12 protein-coding genes and 1 pseudogene are annotated in these 15,515 nt (G+C 67.9%); 1 reads left to right on the forward strand and 12 read right to left on the reverse strand.

All coding sequences use genetic code 11. From position 1 onward, the window contains the following. Window positions 1-12: 12 nt before the first annotated feature. The 12 genes and pseudogenes from BX604_RS00275 to BX604_RS00330 form a co-directional block, all read right to left on the reverse strand. Complete coding sequence (locus BX604_RS00275) at window positions 13-2,400, reverse strand: CHASE2 domain-containing protein (protein ID WP_098549053.1); 2,388 nt, start codon at window positions 2,398-2,400, stop codon at window positions 13-15. A 10-nt stretch (window positions 2,401-2,410) separates the two neighbouring features. Beyond that, window positions 2,411-3,769, reverse strand: a complete 1,359-nt coding sequence (locus BX604_RS00280; RefSeq protein WP_098549054.1) for a FecR family protein — start codon at window positions 3,767-3,769, stop codon at window positions 2,411-2,413. Next, complete coding sequence (locus BX604_RS00285; protein WP_006490421.1) at window positions 3,766-4,470, reverse strand: response regulator transcription factor; 705 nt, start codon at window positions 4,468-4,470, stop codon at window positions 3,766-3,768. Before BX604_RS00285 ends, BX604_RS00280 begins: the two co-directional genes overlap by 4 nt. A 258-nt stretch (window positions 4,471-4,728) precedes the next feature. Further along, complete coding sequence (locus BX604_RS00290) at window positions 4,729-5,166, reverse strand: peptidase (protein WP_098549055.1); 438 nt, start codon at window positions 5,164-5,166, stop codon at window positions 4,729-4,731. Between the two features lie 224 nt (window positions 5,167-5,390). Next, on the reverse strand, window positions 5,391-5,618 hold the full coding sequence (locus BX604_RS00295) for a sulfurtransferase TusA family protein (RefSeq protein ID WP_006753156.1): 228 nt from the start codon (window positions 5,616-5,618) through the stop codon (window positions 5,391-5,393). 189 nt (window positions 5,619-5,807) lie between these two features. Then, on the reverse strand, window positions 5,808-6,692 hold the full coding sequence (locus BX604_RS00300; protein ID WP_098549056.1) for a MurR/RpiR family transcriptional regulator: 885 nt from the start codon (window positions 6,690-6,692) through the stop codon (window positions 5,808-5,810). A gap of 266 nt (window positions 6,693-6,958) precedes the next feature. Then, entirely contained in the window at window positions 6,959-8,131 is a 1,173-nt protein-coding gene (locus BX604_RS00305; RefSeq protein WP_098549057.1) for a Gfo/Idh/MocA family protein, read from the reverse strand. Window positions 8,132-8,164: 33 nt separating this feature from the next. After that, window positions 8,165-8,463, reverse strand: a pseudogene (locus BX604_RS00310) (AP endonuclease); the annotation flags it as partial. Window positions 8,464-8,512: 49 nt separating this feature from the next. Then, window positions 8,513-9,526, reverse strand: coding sequence for a Gfo/Idh/MocA family protein (locus BX604_RS00315; protein WP_098549058.1), 1,014 nt, complete (start codon window positions 9,524-9,526; stop codon window positions 8,513-8,515). Window positions 9,527-9,629: 103 nt separating this feature from the next. Then, on the reverse strand, window positions 9,630-10,655 hold the full coding sequence (locus tag BX604_RS00320; RefSeq protein WP_098549059.1) for an ABC transporter permease: 1,026 nt from the start codon (window positions 10,653-10,655) through the stop codon (window positions 9,630-9,632). A 26-nt stretch (window positions 10,656-10,681) separates the two neighbouring features. Further along, entirely contained in the window at window positions 10,682-12,238 is a 1,557-nt protein-coding gene (locus BX604_RS00325; RefSeq protein ID WP_098549060.1) for a sugar ABC transporter ATP-binding protein, read from the reverse strand. A 67-nt stretch (window positions 12,239-12,305) separates the two neighbouring features. Beyond that, window positions 12,306-13,232: a sugar ABC transporter substrate-binding protein gene (locus BX604_RS00330; protein ID WP_098549061.1), complete on the reverse strand. Its 927-nt coding sequence runs from the start codon at window positions 13,230-13,232 to the stop codon at window positions 12,306-12,308. 308 nt (window positions 13,233-13,540) lie between these two features. Here BX604_RS00330 and BX604_RS00335 point away from each other — a divergent pair, with 308 nt between their 5' ends. Then, complete coding sequence (locus BX604_RS00335; protein WP_098549062.1) at window positions 13,541-15,499, forward strand: bifunctional 5-dehydro-2-deoxygluconokinase/5-dehydro-2-deoxyphosphogluconate aldolase; 1,959 nt, start codon at window positions 13,541-13,543, stop codon at window positions 15,497-15,499. Window positions 15,500-15,515: the final 16 nt, after the last annotated feature.

Genomic DNA, 15,515 nt, shown 5'->3' on the forward strand with positions numbered 1-15,515 from the left:
TGCCCGGCCCTGTCAGGCGGACGGCTCGTCGATCGCGGGCAGCGACACCGTCACCGCGGTGCCCACCCCCACTTCGCTGTCGACCGTCACGCTGCCGCCGTGGCGCGTAACGACCGTCTTCACGAATGCCATGCCGAGCCCGGAACCCGAAATCTCGGGCCGCTCGCCGGCATGGAATCGCTTGAAACGCTCGAACAGATGCCGCTGATCTTCCGGCGCAATGCCGTACCCCTGATCGCGAATCGTACAGAACATCCGCTTCGATGCGTGCTCAACCGTCAGCGTACACGTGATCACCGTGTCGGACGGACTGTATTTGACCGCATTGTTCAGCAGGTTGACGAACGCGCGCGTGATCAGCGAGCGATCGGCGCGCATCCAGCACATGTCGGTGCCGACATCGGTATCGATGCGGATGCGCTTGGCCTGCGCCTGCGGCCAGACCTCGTCGCTCGCGTCGATCAGCACGTCCACGAGCCCCGTCGCTTCGAGCTGGTACACCTGCGACTCCGCGCGCGCCAGCTGCACGAACTCGTCGGCAAGCGACAGCGCGCGATGCGCATAACGCTCGATCCGTGCAAGCAGCCCGCGCATCGTGTCCGATTCGACGCGATCGCGCTCGATCTCGACCAGCGCGAGAATCGACGACTGCGGCGAGCGCATGTCGTGCGACAGCAGGTGCAGCGCCTCCTCGCGCTGACGCTCGGCCGCGTGCAGTTCCGTCACATCGACGAGGCCGGCGATCCAGCCCGTCACACGGCCCTGCGCATTCGTACACGCGGCGTAGCGTAACAGATGGTCGAGCCCGTCGCGATCGCGCACCTCGATGCCGCGCGCCATCGCGTCGTGTTCGGCCTCGAGCGTCGGGTCGAGCGCGGCCGGCCAGTGTTCGCGGATCGCGACGTCGTGTTCGGGATTGCCGTCGACGGTCTTCATGAAGATCAGCTCGCCGAGCGCCGCGCGCAGCGGCCGCCCTTCCGGCAGCGGCAGCGAGAGCCGCGACCCGTAGCGCTTCGCCGCGTGGTTCGCGATCAGCACGGTGCCGGCCAGATCGGTGACGAAGATCGGCTCGGGCATGCTGTCGAGGCTGTCCCACACGAAGCGCTTCATGTCCTGCACGCGCTGCGCGGCCTGCGCCATCAGCGCCATCTGGCGTTCGAGCACGTCGCCGCCGACGCTGCGCGTGCGCGGCGCCTCGGGCAGCAGGTGCGGCTCGTCGGCGAGCCGCTGCAGTTCGCGGCGCAGGTACGACATCGTCATTTCGAGGCGCCGCCAGTTCCAGATCGGGTACACGGCGATCAGCCCGAAGATCGCGGGCGCGGGCGACAGCCATATGCGCGCCTCGAACAGCAACGCCATGCTCGCGACCACGGCCAGCCCGGCCAGGCTCAGCGTCAACAGCAGCGCGCGCCACGGCGACAACATCAGGAAACCGCCCAGCAACGCGGCGAGCGGCAGCAGCGACGCGGCAAAGATCCCCGCGGGCGACGCGGGCGATATCGCGCTGCCGGTCGTCAGCATGTCGAGCACGTTTGCATGGATGTACACGCCGGCGAGCGGACCGAAATCGCCGGACACCGGCGTCGCGAAGCGATCGTAGAGCCCGGACGCCGTCACGCCGACGACGACGATCTTGCCGCGCAGCGCGTCGGGCTTCACGCGCCCTTCGAGCACGTCGTCAAACGACAGCGTCGGATATGCGGGCGTATTGCGGCTGAACGGGATCAGGTAACGGCCTTCGCCCGTCGCATCGCGCGACAGGTCGTGCGCGTTCGGGCCCGGCGCGCCGCCAACCGGATGCAGCCGGCCGGCCTGGATCGCGCGGTACACGGGCACCATCAGCTGCGGCCAGCGCACGCGGCCATCGCTTTCGAACAGCGCGACGCTGCGCACGATGCCGTCGGGATCGACTTCGAGATTGATGTGGCCGAGCCCCATCGCGCGCGCCGAAAGCTCCGGCACCGGCGGCTCGACGGTGCGCGTGCCGTCGGCCTGTTCGGGGCTCAGCAGCACGGGCAGGAAGGTCGGCACGTGGGACATCGCGTCCGCGAACGTGCGGTCCTCGGCCGACGGCTCGGTAAACAGCACGTCGTAGACGACGGCCGCAGGCTGCGCGCGCGCCAGCGTGTCGAGCAGCCGCGCATGAATGCTGCGCGGCCACGGCCAGCGGCCGAGCGCCGACACGCTCTGGTTGTCGATATCGACGACGACGACGTCGGGCGACAGCGGCAGGCTGCGCAGCATCAGCAGCCGGTCGTAGATCAGCCCGTCGACGCTCGACGACATCCGGCCGAGCGCGCATCCGAGAATCACCGCGATCCCGAGGCAGCCGATCGCGATCCACTCGATCAGAAAGCGGCGGCCGAGGCGCCGCCGCGGAGAAACGGAGTCGGGTTTCATGCGCCGCGGATCAGCGCGACAACGTGAACGCGCCGACCGGACTCGTCTTCTGATAGAACTTGCCGCCCTCGAACTCCTCTACCGTCACTGCCCAGTAGTAGTCGCCGGGCGGCAGGTGCGCGACCGTGATCTTGCGTGCCTGCAGGCCGACCTGGTCGACGACGGGCGCGCTCAGGTCCTTCGAGCGCGACAGCACGAACCGGTAGCGCGCGTCCTTGCCCGAACCGTTCGGCGACCAGCGGAATTCGTAGCCGGCGGCGCCGGGCGATGCGCTCGCGTCGAGCCCCATCTGGCGCCGCTCGAACGCGTAGGTGCGCGGCATGCCTTCGAGGCCATTGGCGTCGATCGCGGCGACCCGCACGAAATACGTGCCGTTCGGCACGTCGCGGAACACCGCGCGCGGCGCATCGGTGCGCGTTTCGCGGAACAGGTCGAGCATCCCCGCGTCGTGCGCGAGCTGCAGCCGATACGCGTGCGCATCGGCCTGCGGTGCGACCTCGAACGACACGTCGGGCTCGTCCTGCACCTTGTCGGGATGCGCGAGCGCCGGTGCCGGCAGCAGCTGGACCGGCGCACCGACCGCACCGGACGACGTCGCGACGCTGCCGAAGTTCGCATGCACGAGCGTCGGGTCCGGCTGCCGCTTGCCCGCGACGCCGACGGTGCCGTCGAGCACTTCGACGCGCGTCGACTCGTTGCCGGACGCGTCGTAGTTCACGCGGAACCGCGTGCCGCGCACGCCGGCCACGACCGACGGCGAGCGGATCTGGAAGCGGTCGTCGCGTTTCTTCAAATGCGTGACTTCGCTGTCGACCGAGCCGCGCGTGAGCTCGAACTCGCGGTCGAGCGTGCCGGTCAGCACGGTGCGACGCAGCGTCTTCAGGTCGAGCTGGCTGTCGGGCGGCAGGCTCATGTGCGTGCCGTCGGCCAGCTCGAGCGTCAGGAACCCGTTCGGGCCCGTGCGCACGCGATCGCCTTCGGCGAGCGTCGCATCGTCGGCGAGCGGCGCGTAGGTGTCGCCGGACGCGCGTTCGGCCGTACCCTGCACCGCGACGACGCGCGCGGTCAGCTTTTCCTTGCGCAGCCGGGCGGCGGGCAGCTTCAGCGCGACGCCGGGCTGCAGGTGCTTCGGCGCGGGCACGCCGTTGATCTGCTGCAGCAGTTGCCAGTCGTCCGGACCCTGCAGGTAGCGTGCGGCGACGTCGTACAGCGTGTCGCCGGCATGCGTGCGGTAGACGACCATCTTGCCCGCGGCAGCAGGCGGCTGCGCGCCGGCGTGCTGTGCCGCGAACGCAAACGCGACCGCGCAAGCCGCGCGCAGCGCCACCGTGCGCACCGCGGCCGTGTGCTGCGTGATTCGCGTGGTCACTCCGGTTCCCCCTGGCCGACCCGTTCGAGCCGGTAGCCGTAGCCGTAGATCGGCGCGAGGCGATAGCCGTTCTCCGGGCGCAGGCCGAGCTTCGTCCTCAGCATCGAGATGTGCGTATCCATCGTGCGCGACGGAATGTCGGTCGCCTGCTTCCATACGAGGTCGAGGATGTGCGCGCGCGACAGCGGCCGGTCGAGGTGCTGGAACAACAGCAGCGCGAGTTCGAATTCCTTCTGCGTGAGGCTCACGGCCTTGTCGCCGACGTAGGCCTGCTTCAGGTTCACGTCGAAGCGGAACTGGTCGAATTCGCGCACCGTCGCCTCGGCGTTGACCGGATACGCACGGCGCAGCAGCGAGCCGATGCGCGCGCGCAGGATCGGGCCCGACACGGGCTTGACCACGTAATCGTCGGCGCCGGCGTTCAGGATCTGCGTGATCCCCGCCTCGTCGTCACGGCTCGTCATGAAGATGATCGGCAGGCTGTGCTCGGTCTGGTTGGCACGCACCCACTTGAGCACTTCCTCGCCGGACATGTCCGGCACGTTCCAGTCGAGCACCAGCAGATCGAACGTCTCGCGTTGCAGACGCTTCTTCAGGGCCTTGCCTTCCTTGAACGCATAGCACGTATGGCCGACGGCCGTCAGCGTTTGACTGACGAAATCCGTCTGGGCCGGATCGTCATCCAGTACAGCAATTCTCATAGCACCCCGCAAATCGAAATCGATTCGTCCTGTAACAGCCCCGCATGCTCAACGCGCCGCGCGCGCGACCTCCGACATCGGCCGGGAGCCGTCGTTTGCCGCCGCGCAACGGGCGCGATACGGCGCCCCTGGCAAAATATCTCAAAAACGGGGCACGGACGAACCGGCGATTTCATCATAGTAGTATGAAATACGCCAAGAAATTGCGCGCACTACGGCACTTCCTTCGAATAATCCTTCCGTCGCGCGATCGCTCGCCTAGTCTGCACCGGCCATGCCGGCCACCGGCTCGGCCAGATCATCGGCCGCCGCGCGCCGCCGCAACCCGGGCTGGCGCGGTGCCGGCTGCGTCAGCATGCGCGCCAGCTGGGTGCGCACGCGCTCCCACGCCGTCGCCGCATAGTCGGGCTGGCTCGCCGCCCAAGCCTGCGCGAGATCGAACACCCGCTCGACCGTCGCATTGCAATAAGTGAAGCCCGAGCCGTCGTGCTGCGCGGCGTCGCGCAGCCGCTCGTCGAGCGATTCGGCCAGCCACGGCATCTCGGCTGCCGCCGAATCGGCATACGCCTCCAGCGCGGCACGCGCGTGGCGATCCCGTTGCGGGTCGAGCTCGATCCGGCTCAACCCCGCCGCGCGTGCGGGCGCAATGCATTCCGCTGCGGACGGACTTCGAATGGTCCCTGGTCTGAAGGACATGTCCTCTCCCCGTTTGTACGACGGCAGCGTCAGGCATGGCCCCCGAGCCCGCCCATATGACGTACCGTGGCCGGCGCATCCGTCGAGTACGGACGACCGGCCGGGTCAGTATACGCAGCAGGTGGCACAACGAGGTTTAAGAATTGTCAGAGGCGGCCAAGGCTTTCGAAGCGCGGCCGGCATCGGGCCGGCCGGGTGCCGCAAGGGACGCGTGATGCGGGCCGTCAGCGGCGGCGCATCAGGAACACGAAGGTCTTGTCCTGGGTCGTCACTTCGACGATCTCGTTGCCCGTCTGCTTCGCGAACGCGGCGAAGTCGCGCTGCGAGCCGGGATCGGTCGCGAGCACCTTGAGGATCTGCCCGCTCTCCATATCAGCGAGCGCTTTCTTGGCGCGCAGGATCGGCAACGGGCAATTGAGCCCGCGCGCGTCCACTTCCTTGTGAATCTGCATCGGCTGTCGACCTTCGAATGACGCGCCACACGGGGCGCGGGAGGAAGCGGCGATTTTACCGCAGCACGGGCCCGCCTGCCCGCGCGGACCGCGGCGTGGTGCGGCCGCGGGCCGCGGGAGCCGGGCCGCGAAGAAGGCGCACTCACCGGCGGGACACCGCGCGGGCGGAAGGCAAACGAAAGGCCGACGTCAGCCGGCCTTCGTGCCGTGTGCACCGTCGACCGTCGGCAGGTACGACAACTCGAGCCGGTACGCGAGCGCGACGAACAGGCTCTGCGCGAGGCCCATCGTCGCGGTCAGCGCGCGGAATCCGAACGTCGCGCTCTCCTGCACCATCAGCGTCACCTCGGCCTCCCGCGCGAGCGGGCTCATCCGGCTGTCCGTGATCGCGATCAGGCGCGCGCCGCGCTGCACGGCCTGCTGCGCGACCTGCACGGTCTCGTCCGCATACGGCATGAACGAGATCACGATCATCACGTCGCCCTCGCGCACCGAGCGGATCTGCCCGAGATGCATGCTGCCGAGCGCGCTGAACAGCCCGATGCGCTTGTCGGTGTGCTGCAGCGCGTAGTCGAGATAGGCGGCGATCGGAAAGGCGCGGCGCGAGCCGGCAATCCAGATCGCCTGCGTGTCGGCGAGCAGGTCGACGGCCTGCGCGAGCGCCTGCGAATCGAGCGTCTGCCGCAACTGCTGCATCCCGGCAATGCTGCCCTTGATGAATTCGTCGGCGATCTGCTCGGGCTGCAGGCTCGACGACCCCGATTCGATCACGTCGCGCAGCCGCAGGTTGTACGCGCGGCCGGGCGCGATCTGCTGCGCGAGCCCTTCGCGGAACAACCGCTGCATTTCGGAGAAACCGGAGAAGCCGAAGTGCTTCGCGAACCGCACGACGGCCGACGGCTGGACGCCGCACGCCTCCGCAAGCGACTGGATGCCTTCCAGCCCAAGCTGGTCCCGATGCGTTTCCACGTGACGCGCAATCACCTTCAGGCGATTGCTGAGGCCGTCGTACTCCTGCGTCAGATGCTGCAGGAATTGCTCGACGGTGGCGGGAGGTTTCTCGGATGAACTCATCGGATAGCGCGAAGTTGACGGCCCCGCTGCGCGCGCGATGCTGACCGACGCGGCCCGGGACTCACCTGGAAACATGCATGAAGGGCGAATTTAATCACGTTTGCGGCACGGGCCGTGCCGCACGCTCGCTCCCACGCGCTCGATCATCACCTGCACACGCTCCACTGCACGGCTGGAAACGATTTTCCAACGGCCTTGCGACGCCGTAAAGATTAGGGCGTCTACCGAGGCCGGCGCCCGGCAATCGCCGCGCCGGCCTGCGCTGCTCAACGATAGTCGACCCACACGCCGCCCGCGTCGGCCGAGCGCACGCAGTGCTCGACCCAGCGCACGCCCTCGACGCCCGCATGGATGTCGGGAAAGCGGATCTGCTTCAGCGCGTCGGTGTCGCCGCGATCGGCCGCATCCATCGCGAGCGCGAAACGTGCATAGAGGTTCGACCACGCTTCGAACAGCCCTTCCGGATGCCCGGCGCCGATGCGGTCCTCGCGCAACGCATCCGGATGCAGATAACCCATCCCGCGATCGAGCACCTGCGCGGGCTGCCCCTGGATCTCGTAGCGCAACTGGTTCGGGTGCTCGTCCCACCATTCGACGCTCGCCTTCGAGCCGATCACGCGCACCTTCTGCCCGTGCATCGAACCCGCGTTCACCGCGCTCGACCAGACGTAGCCGATCGCGCCGGTGTCGTACTCCATGATCGTGAACGCGTTGTCCTCGAGCGGCGCGCGGCTCTTCACGAAGCTCTGCCGCGAGCACATCAGCCGGCGGATCTTCAGCGCCGGCGCCATCACTTCCGAGATGTACAGCGGATGCGTGCCGATGTCGCCGAGCACGTAGCTCGGCCCCGCGAACTTCGGGTCGACACGCCAGCGCGCGGCCGCGCTCGCGGCCTCGACGCCTTCGCTGTGAAAACCGTGCGCGAACTGCATCTGCACGATGCGGATCTCGCCCAGATCGCCGCGCGCAATCATCTCGCGCGCCTGCTCGATCATCTGGTGGCCGGAATAGCCGTACGCGACGCCGACGACCCGGTTCTTCTCGACCGACAGACGCTGCAGCGCTTCGGCCTCCCCGGTCGTGAAGCACAGCGGCTTCTCGCAGACCACGTGCAGCCCGGCGTTCAGCGCGGCGCGGCAGATCTCGAAGTGCGTGTTGTTCGGCGTCGCGATCGACACCGCGCGAATGCCGTCCGCGCGGCTCGCCTCGGCTTCGAACATCGCCCGGTAGTCGGCATAGCAACGCGCGGCGTCGACGCCGAGCTTCACGCCGAACTGCCGGCCGCGTTCGGCGTCGATGTCGAACGCGCCGGCAACCAGCCGGAAGCTGCCGTCGCGCAGCGCGGCCGACCGGTGGCTGTAGCCGATCTGGCTGCCGAGCCCGCCGCCGACCATGCCCCACGGAATCGAATGTCCCAGCAGAATCTGTCCGTCGATCATGATTGTTCGTGTTCCTGGTTCGTCTTCATGTGTTCAGGTATCCGTACTGTCCGTCGCTCGGGAAAAACCGGCCGACGCGAGAAACGCGCGGCTCGCCGCCACGTCGCGCAGGCTCGTGCCGGCGTTGCGCGGATCGCGCCCCTGTTCGATCGTGATGCAACCGGCATAGACGATATCGTCGCGCGCGCGGCGGATCGCCGGGTAGTCGAGCGCGCCGGCACCGATCGGACACATCGCGCCGCGCGCGCAGGCCTTGTACGACGCGCGACGGGCTCGCCCATCACCGCGTCGTACAAGGCCGCGTCGATGTCCTTGAAATGCACGTAGTCGACGGTCATTCCCGCAGGCAGGCGGCGCGCGGTCGCGGGCGTGGCGACGGGTTCAGCCGCAATAGAACGCGGGACGTTCGGCCATCGTGATCGGCTCGACTGCCCCGCTCTGCTGTGCACGCACGCAGGCATCGGCCGCGACCGCCGCCGCGTAGCCGTCCCATGCAGACGGGCCGGTGAGCGTGCCCTGCCGCACGCCGTCGATGAACGCCTGCAGCTCGACGTCGTACGATGCGATGAAGCGCTCCTTCCAGTCGGTCATGATCTCGACCGAGCGCCGCGCCGCGTGCTTGAGGCCGACGGCCGGCGGATCGGGCAGCTTCGCGATGCCGTTCTCGCCGACCACCTCGCACTGAATGTCGTAGCCGTACTGGCAGTTGACGAAGATCTCGACGTCGATGCGCACGCCGCTCGCGGTTTCGAGCAGCACGATCTGCGGATCGGCAAGATGCGCGCTCGCGTGGCGCGTCTTCCTCGGATAGACGACCTGCGCACTCACATAGTCCTCGCCGAGCAGCCAGCGCAGCACGTCGAGTTCGTGGATCAGCGTATCGGTAATCGCCATGTCGGTGGTGTAGCGCTCGCCGACCGACTGATTGCGGTGCGCGCAATGCAGCATCAGCGGCGCGCCGATCTCGCCGCTGTCGATCACGCGCTTGAGCGCGCGATAGCCTTCGTCGTACGGACGCATGAAGCCGACCTGCACCAGCCGCTTGCCGTGCGCGCGCTCGGCCTCGACGATCCGCATGCAGCCGTCGGCCGTCACCGCGAGCGGCTTCTCGCAGAACACCGGCTTGCCGTGCGCGATCGCATCGAGCACGAACGCTTCGTGGGTCGGCCCCCATGACGTGACGAGCACGGCCTGCACGCCGGCCGCCGCGACCACTTCATGGCCGTCGCCATGGATTTCCGCGTCGAGCCCGTATTTCGTCACCGCGTCGCGCGCCTGCTGCGCATCGATGTCGGTGACCGCCACCACGCGCGCGCCGGACAGCGTGCGCGTCAGCCTGCGAATATGGTCCTGGCCGATCGCGCCGCAGCCGATCACGCCGATTTGCAAGGTCATCCGGATATCTCCCGTCGTTCGTTCATCAGCGGCGCGGCCCGCGCCGCGCTCGTCAGTCATGCGTCCGTGCACCGCCGCCGATCGCGAAACCGGCAGCCGGCGCTCAGCGACGCGTCTTCTTGTTGCGATACTGGTCGGCGATCACGGCCGCGACGATGATCGCGCCCTTGACCATCTCCTGGTAGTACGCGTCGATCCGGATGAACGTGAAGCCCGACGTCATCACGCCGAGGATCAGCACGCCGATCACGGTGCCCGTCACGCGCCCGAGGCCGCCCGACAGCGACGTGCCGCCGATCACGACCGCCGCGATCGCATCGAGCTCGTACATCACGCCCATGCCCGACTGGCCGGAGATCGCACGCGCGGCCGTCACGGTGCCGGCGATCCCGCTCAGGAGGCCGGCGATCGCATAGACGAACACCAGGTGACGCGTGACGTTGATGCCCGACACGACGGCCGCATGGCGGTTCGCGCCGATCGCATACGTGTACTTGCCGAAGCGCGTGTAGCGCAGCACGACGTGGAAGATCGCCGCCACCACCAGGAAGATGATCACCGGATTCGCGCCCGCGCCGATCGCCGCGAACTGGTCGGTCAGCATCGACACCGGCATCCCGTTGGTGAACCACTTCGCGAAGCCGCGCGCGGCGACCATCGTGCCGAGCGTCGCGATGAACGGCGGGATGCCCGTCAGCGCGATCAGCGAACCGTTCAGCAGGCCCACCAGCAACCCGACGCACACGCCGGCCAGCACCGGCCAGATGATCGGCAGGTCGGTCAGGTGCGGGAACACCGCGCGCGGAAAATCGGACACCTGCGCGAGGCTGGCCGACACGACGGCGGCGGCCGCGACGACCGACCCCGACGACAGGTCGATCCCGCTCGTGATGATCACGAGGTTCACGCCGACCGCGATGATGCCGATCACGGCCATCTGCAGCACGATGATCTCGAGCCGCTCCGCGTTGAACAGGAAACTCTGGCCGACCACGACCCAGCCGATCACCTCGAAGAACAGGCTGATGCCCACCAGCACGAGAAAGATGCTCAGTTCGGGCGGCCATTTGGCGTGCCGCGTCTTGATCGCCATGGACTGCGCGTCCGCGACCGGATTCAGATTGCTCATTGCCTTGTCTCCATGCTTGTTTCGGCTCAACGCGACGCGAGGTCCATGATGCGGACCTGGTCGGCATCCTTGCGCTCGACGATGCCGGTCATGCGGCCTTCGTGCATCACCATCACGCGGTCGCTCATGCCGAGCACCTCCGGCATCTCCGACGAAATCATCAGGACTGCGACACCCTTGCCGGCGAGCGCGCTGACGAGCCGGTGAATCTCGGCCTTCGCGCCGACGTCGATGCCGCGCGTCGGTTCGTCGAGGATCAGGATGCGCGGCTGCGTCAGCAGCCAGCGGCCGATCAGCACCTTCTGCTGGTTGCCGCCCGACAGGTTCTGGATTTCCTCGTGCAGCCCCGGCGTCTTCACGCGCAGCATCCGGCTCATTTCCTCGCAGTCGCGCCTGAGCTGCGCCTGCTGCACGAAGTTGAACTTCACGTAGCGGTTGCTGAGCACCGCCGCTTCCATGTTCGCGAGCAGGTCGAGATTCAGGAAGCAGCCAGTGTCCTTGCGGTCTTCGGTCAGGAACGCCATCCCGTGCTTCATCGCCTGCGCGGGCGTCGCAATCCGCACCGGCTTGCCGTCGATCAGGATCTCGCCGGAGGTGGCCGGCACGACGCCGAACAACGCCTCGGCGACGTTCGAGCGCCCCGAGCCGACGAGGCCCGCGACGCCGAGGATCTCGCCCGCGCGCAGCTCGAAGCTCACGTCGCGGAACACGCCGTCGACGCCGAGGTTCTTCACCGCCAGCACGACCTCGCCGATCGGCACGTCTTCCTTCGGGAACATCTGCGTGATCTCGCGGCCGACCATCATCCGGATGATGTCGTCGCGCGTGACGTCGGTCGATGCGTGCGTGCCGATGTACTTGCCGTCGCGAAACACCGAGAACTCGTCGGCGATCTCGAACAGCTCGTTCATCTTGTGCGTGATGTAGACGATGCCCTTGCCCTGCTCGCGCAGCTGGCGAATGATCCGGAACAGGTGCGTGACCTCCTTGTCGGTCAGCGCGGAGGTCGGCTCGTCCATGATCAGCACGTCCGAGTCGAACGACACGGCCTTCGCGATCTCGACCATCTGGCGGCTGGCGACCGTCAGCGTGCGCACGTCGGCCTCCGGGTCGATGTCGATCGACAGCCGCTCGAACAGCGCGGCGGTGCGGCGGCGCAGTTCGGCGTGATCGATCAGGCCGAAGCGGTTCTTCGGTTCGCGGCGAATCCAGATGTTCTCCGCGACCGTCATGTACGGCATCAGGTTGAGTTCCTGGTGGATCATCGCGATGCCGCGGTCGAGCGCGTCGAGCGGGCCGTTCAGCGTGACGGGCGTGCCCCTGATCAGGATCTCGCCCTGGTCGGGCGTATAGACGCCCGCGATGATCTTCATCAGCGTCGACTTGCCCGCGCCGTTCTCGCCCATCAGCGCATGCACGGTGCCGGGGCGCACGCGGAACTGCACGCCGTCGAGCGCGACGACGCCTGGAAACGACTTGCCGACGCCGCGCACCTCGAGCAGGCAATCGGAAACGGGCGCGGCGAACGACGCGGCCGGCGCGTCGTCGCTGGCCATCGCGCGCGCCATCCTGGCTGTAAACATGGACGCTCCTCGAAAATCACACGCGAGCCCGGACATGCCGGGCCGCGCAGTTCAGCCGAAAAGCCGGTCAGTGCTTCGCGTACTGGTTCATGTTCTCGGGCGTGACCAGCTCGAACGGCACGTTCACGTAGCGGTCGACGGGCTGCTTCTTCGCGAGCTTGAGCGCGGCCGCGACGGCCTGCGCGCCCTGCCCGGCCGCGTTCTGGTACACCGACACCTTCAGGTCGCCGCTCTTCATCGACGCGAGCCCGTCCGGCGTCGCGTCGATGCCGGCGACGACCGTCTTCGGCGTCCACTTGCGCGCGGCCTTCAGCGCATTGATCGCGCCGATCGCCATCTCGTCGTTGTTCGACACGATCGCGTCGAACTTCATCCCGGAGCTCAGCCAGTTCATCGTGATGTCCTGGCCCTGCGTGCGGCTCCACTTGCCTTCGCGCTTGTCAACGATCTTGATGCCGGCGCATTCCTTCGTCGCGATCACGTCCTGGATGTCCTGGGTACGCGCGCGCGCCGATTCGTTGGACAGCTCGCCCATCAGCACGAGGATGTCGCCCTTGCCGCCGAGCAGCTTGCACACCTGGCGCGCCTGCAGCGTGCCCGACTGCTTCTCGTCGGACGCGACCACCGCGACGCCGGCCGGCAGCTTGTCGAAATCGACCGGCTTGCGGTTCACGTAGACGAGCGGGATCTTCGCGGCGGTCACCATCCTGGTGATCTTCGGCGTCGCGTCGGTGTCGACCGCGTTCACGATGATCGCGTCGACCTTCTGCGCAATCATGTTCTGGACCTGGCTCAACTGCTTGCCGACGTCGTTGCCGCCGTCCTCGATCTGCACGGTCGCGCCGTCCTTCTTCGCGGCATCGCTGATGCTGTTGCGCAGGATCGTCAGGAACGTGTCGTCGAACGATGCCATCGTCACGCCGATCTTCTCGGCATGCGCGAGCGGCATCGCCAGGATCGTCGCGGCCGCGGCGGCCATCAGCTTGGTCTTCATGATCACTCTGTCTCCTCATCTCCGGGGGGCGGAAAGCGGCACGTTGCGCGCCGCCGGGCCGAGTCCGATACGGACTGAAGCATCCGGATGAAACTGTAGATCACTTCCTCGAAAATTTGGAAATTTATTTCTACGTGATTTCACCTAGGGAACTGGATTTCCAAAAAGTCTAGACTCCGTTCCGTAGCCCGACTCCTTGCGGCAGGCGCTCCCGCGTCACGCCGCGCAGGTGACGCACCATCGTCGCTGGATCGGTCCCCAAATCTGCCGGCAGGGTCGACGTGCCGGCCGCGAGCGTGATACGTGATATGAGCCCGTTGAACTTTCCGCCTGACCGCCCCATCGATCTCGCCTGCCTCGGCCGCGTCGCCGTGGATCTTTACGCGCAGCAGTACGGCAGCCGCCTGGAGGATGCGCGCAGCTTCCAGATGTATCTCGGCGGCTCGTCGGGCAACGTCGCGTTCGGCGTCGCCCGGCTCGGGTTGAAGACCGCGATGATTTCGCGCGTCGGCGACGAGCAGATGGGCCGCTTCGTGCGCGAGACGCTCGAGCGCGAAGGTTGCGACACGAGCCAGTTGCAGACCGACCCCGAGCGCCTGACCGCGCTGGTGCTGCTCGGGCTGAAGGATCGCGATACGTTCCCGCTGCTGTTCGTGCGCGAGAACTGCGCGGACATGGCCGTGCGCGCCGACGAGATTCGCGAGGACTTCATCGCCAGCTGCCGCGCGCTCGCGATCACCGGCACCCACCTGTCGACGCCGGCCACGCGCGAAGCGTCGCTGACGGCGCTGGCGTATGCGCGCCGCCACGGCGTCGTGCGGATCCTCGACATCGACTACCGGCCCGTGCTGTGGGGGCTGACCGCGCGCGGCGCCGGCGAGAACCGCTATGTGCCGGATGCGCAGGTCACGCGGCAGTTGCAGCAGGTGCTCGGCGAATTCGACCTGCTGGTCGGCACCGAAGAGGAATTCCTGATCGCGGGCGGCGTGCCGCACGACCTGATCGCGTCGCTGCAGGCGGTGCGCCGCGCGAGCAGCGCCGCACTGGTGGTCAAGCGCGGCGCGCTCGGCTGCTGCGTGATCGAGGGCGACATCCCGGCGCGCATCGACGATGCGCCGACCTTCCACGGCGAACGCGTCGACGTGCTGAACGTGCTCGGCGCGGGCGATGCGTTCCTGTCGGGCCTGCTGTCCGGGCTGCTGCGCGGGCGCAACTGGGCCGAATCGACGCGCATCGCGAATGCCTGCGGCGCGATCGTCGTGTCGCGTCACGCATGCTCGGCCGCGATGCCGACGCCGGACGAGCTCGCACACTGGTTCGGCGGCAGCCGCAATCCGCAGGTGGACGCCGATCGCACGCTCGCGCACCTGCATCGCGTGACGGTGCCGCGCCGCGAATGGGACGACCTGTGCGTGATGGCGTTCGACCATCGCAGCCAGTTCTACGCGCTCGCGGTGCAGGCAGGCACGGACGAAGCGCGGATCAAGACGCTCAAGCGCCTGCTCGTGCGCGCGGCCGAACAGGTCGAGCGCGATCGCCATATCGAAGGCCACGTCGGCGTGCTGATCGACGGCGGCGCCTACGGCAGCGACGCGCTCGCGTCGGCGACCGGGCGCGGCTGGTGGGTCGGCCGTCCGGTCGAGTTGCCCGGCTCCCGGCCGCTGTGTTTCGACGACACGCGCTCGGTCGGCTCGGCGCTCACGCACTGGCCGACCGAACAGGTCGTGAAGTGCCTCGTCCACTACCACCCCGACGACGACGTCGACCTGCGCGTCGCGCAGGAGCAGCGCGTGCTGGAGCTGTGGGAGGCGACGCGCGCGAGCGGCAACGAGCTGCTGCTGGAAATCATTCCGCCGCTCGCGGTCACGCCGGCCGGCACCGAAGACGACGCGGTGCTGCGCACGGTCGCGCGCTTCTACAACCTCGGCGTGAAGCCCGAATGGTGGAAGCTCGCGCCGATGAGCGCCGACGGCTGGGCGCGGCTCGCCGCGCTGGTGGCCGAGCGCGACCCGCACTGCCGCGGCGCGGTGATCCTCGGGCTGAACCAGCCGCTGCAATACCTGGTCGACAGCTTCCGCTCGGCGACCAACCCGATCGTCAAGGGCTTCATGGTCGGGCGCACGCTGTGGGCCGATGCGTCGCTGCAGTGGCTCGCCGGCCGGATCGACGACCAGGCGCTGATCGACGAAGTCGCCGGCAATTTCGCGCAACTGGTCGACGCGTGGCTCGGCCGCCGGGCCGCCGCGCGCGCCGCCGCCGCAGCCTGATGCCGGTGCCCGTGAT

The organism is Burkholderia sp. JKS000303, from assembly GCF_002563755.1.
In the GTDB taxonomy this organism is placed as follows: domain Bacteria; phylum Pseudomonadota; class Gammaproteobacteria; order Burkholderiales; family Burkholderiaceae; genus Burkholderia; species Burkholderia anthina_B.

Excerpts from the sequence above, each read along its gene's own strand:
- BX604_RS00275 (WP_098549053.1), bottom strand. The coding sequence starts at position 2,400 with ATGAAACCCGACTCCGTTTCTCCGCGGCGGCGCCTCGGCCGCCGCTTT.
- BX604_RS00285 (WP_006490421.1), bottom strand. The coding sequence starts at position 4,470 with ATGAGAATTGCTGTACTGGATGACGATCCGGCCCAGACGGATTTCGTC.
- BX604_RS00290 (WP_098549055.1), bottom strand. The coding sequence starts at position 5,166 with ATGTCCTTCAGACCAGGGACCATTCGAAGTCCGTCCGCAGCGGAATGC.
- BX604_RS00295 (WP_006753156.1), bottom strand. The coding sequence starts at position 5,618 with ATGCAGATTCACAAGGAAGTGGACGCGCGCGGGCTCAATTGCCCGTTG.
- BX604_RS00300 (WP_098549056.1), bottom strand. The coding sequence starts at position 6,692 with ATGAGTTCATCCGAGAAACCTCCCGCCACCGTCGAGCAATTCCTGCAG.
- BX604_RS00305 (WP_098549057.1), bottom strand. The coding sequence starts at position 8,131 with ATGATCGACGGACAGATTCTGCTGGGACATTCGATTCCGTGGGGCATG.
- BX604_RS00315 (WP_098549058.1), bottom strand. The coding sequence starts at position 9,526 with ATGACCTTGCAAATCGGCGTGATCGGCTGCGGCGCGATCGGCCAGGAC.
- BX604_RS00320 (WP_098549059.1), bottom strand. The coding sequence starts at position 10,655 with ATGAGCAATCTGAATCCGGTCGCGGACGCGCAGTCCATGGCGATCAAG.
- BX604_RS00325 (WP_098549060.1), bottom strand. The coding sequence starts at position 12,238 with ATGTTTACAGCCAGGATGGCGCGCGCGATGGCCAGCGACGACGCGCCG.
- BX604_RS00330 (WP_098549061.1), bottom strand. The coding sequence starts at position 13,232 with ATGAAGACCAAGCTGATGGCCGCCGCGGCCGCGACGATCCTGGCGATG.
- BX604_RS00335 (WP_098549062.1), top strand. The coding sequence starts at position 13,541 with ATGAGCCCGTTGAACTTTCCGCCTGACCGCCCCATCGATCTCGCCTGC.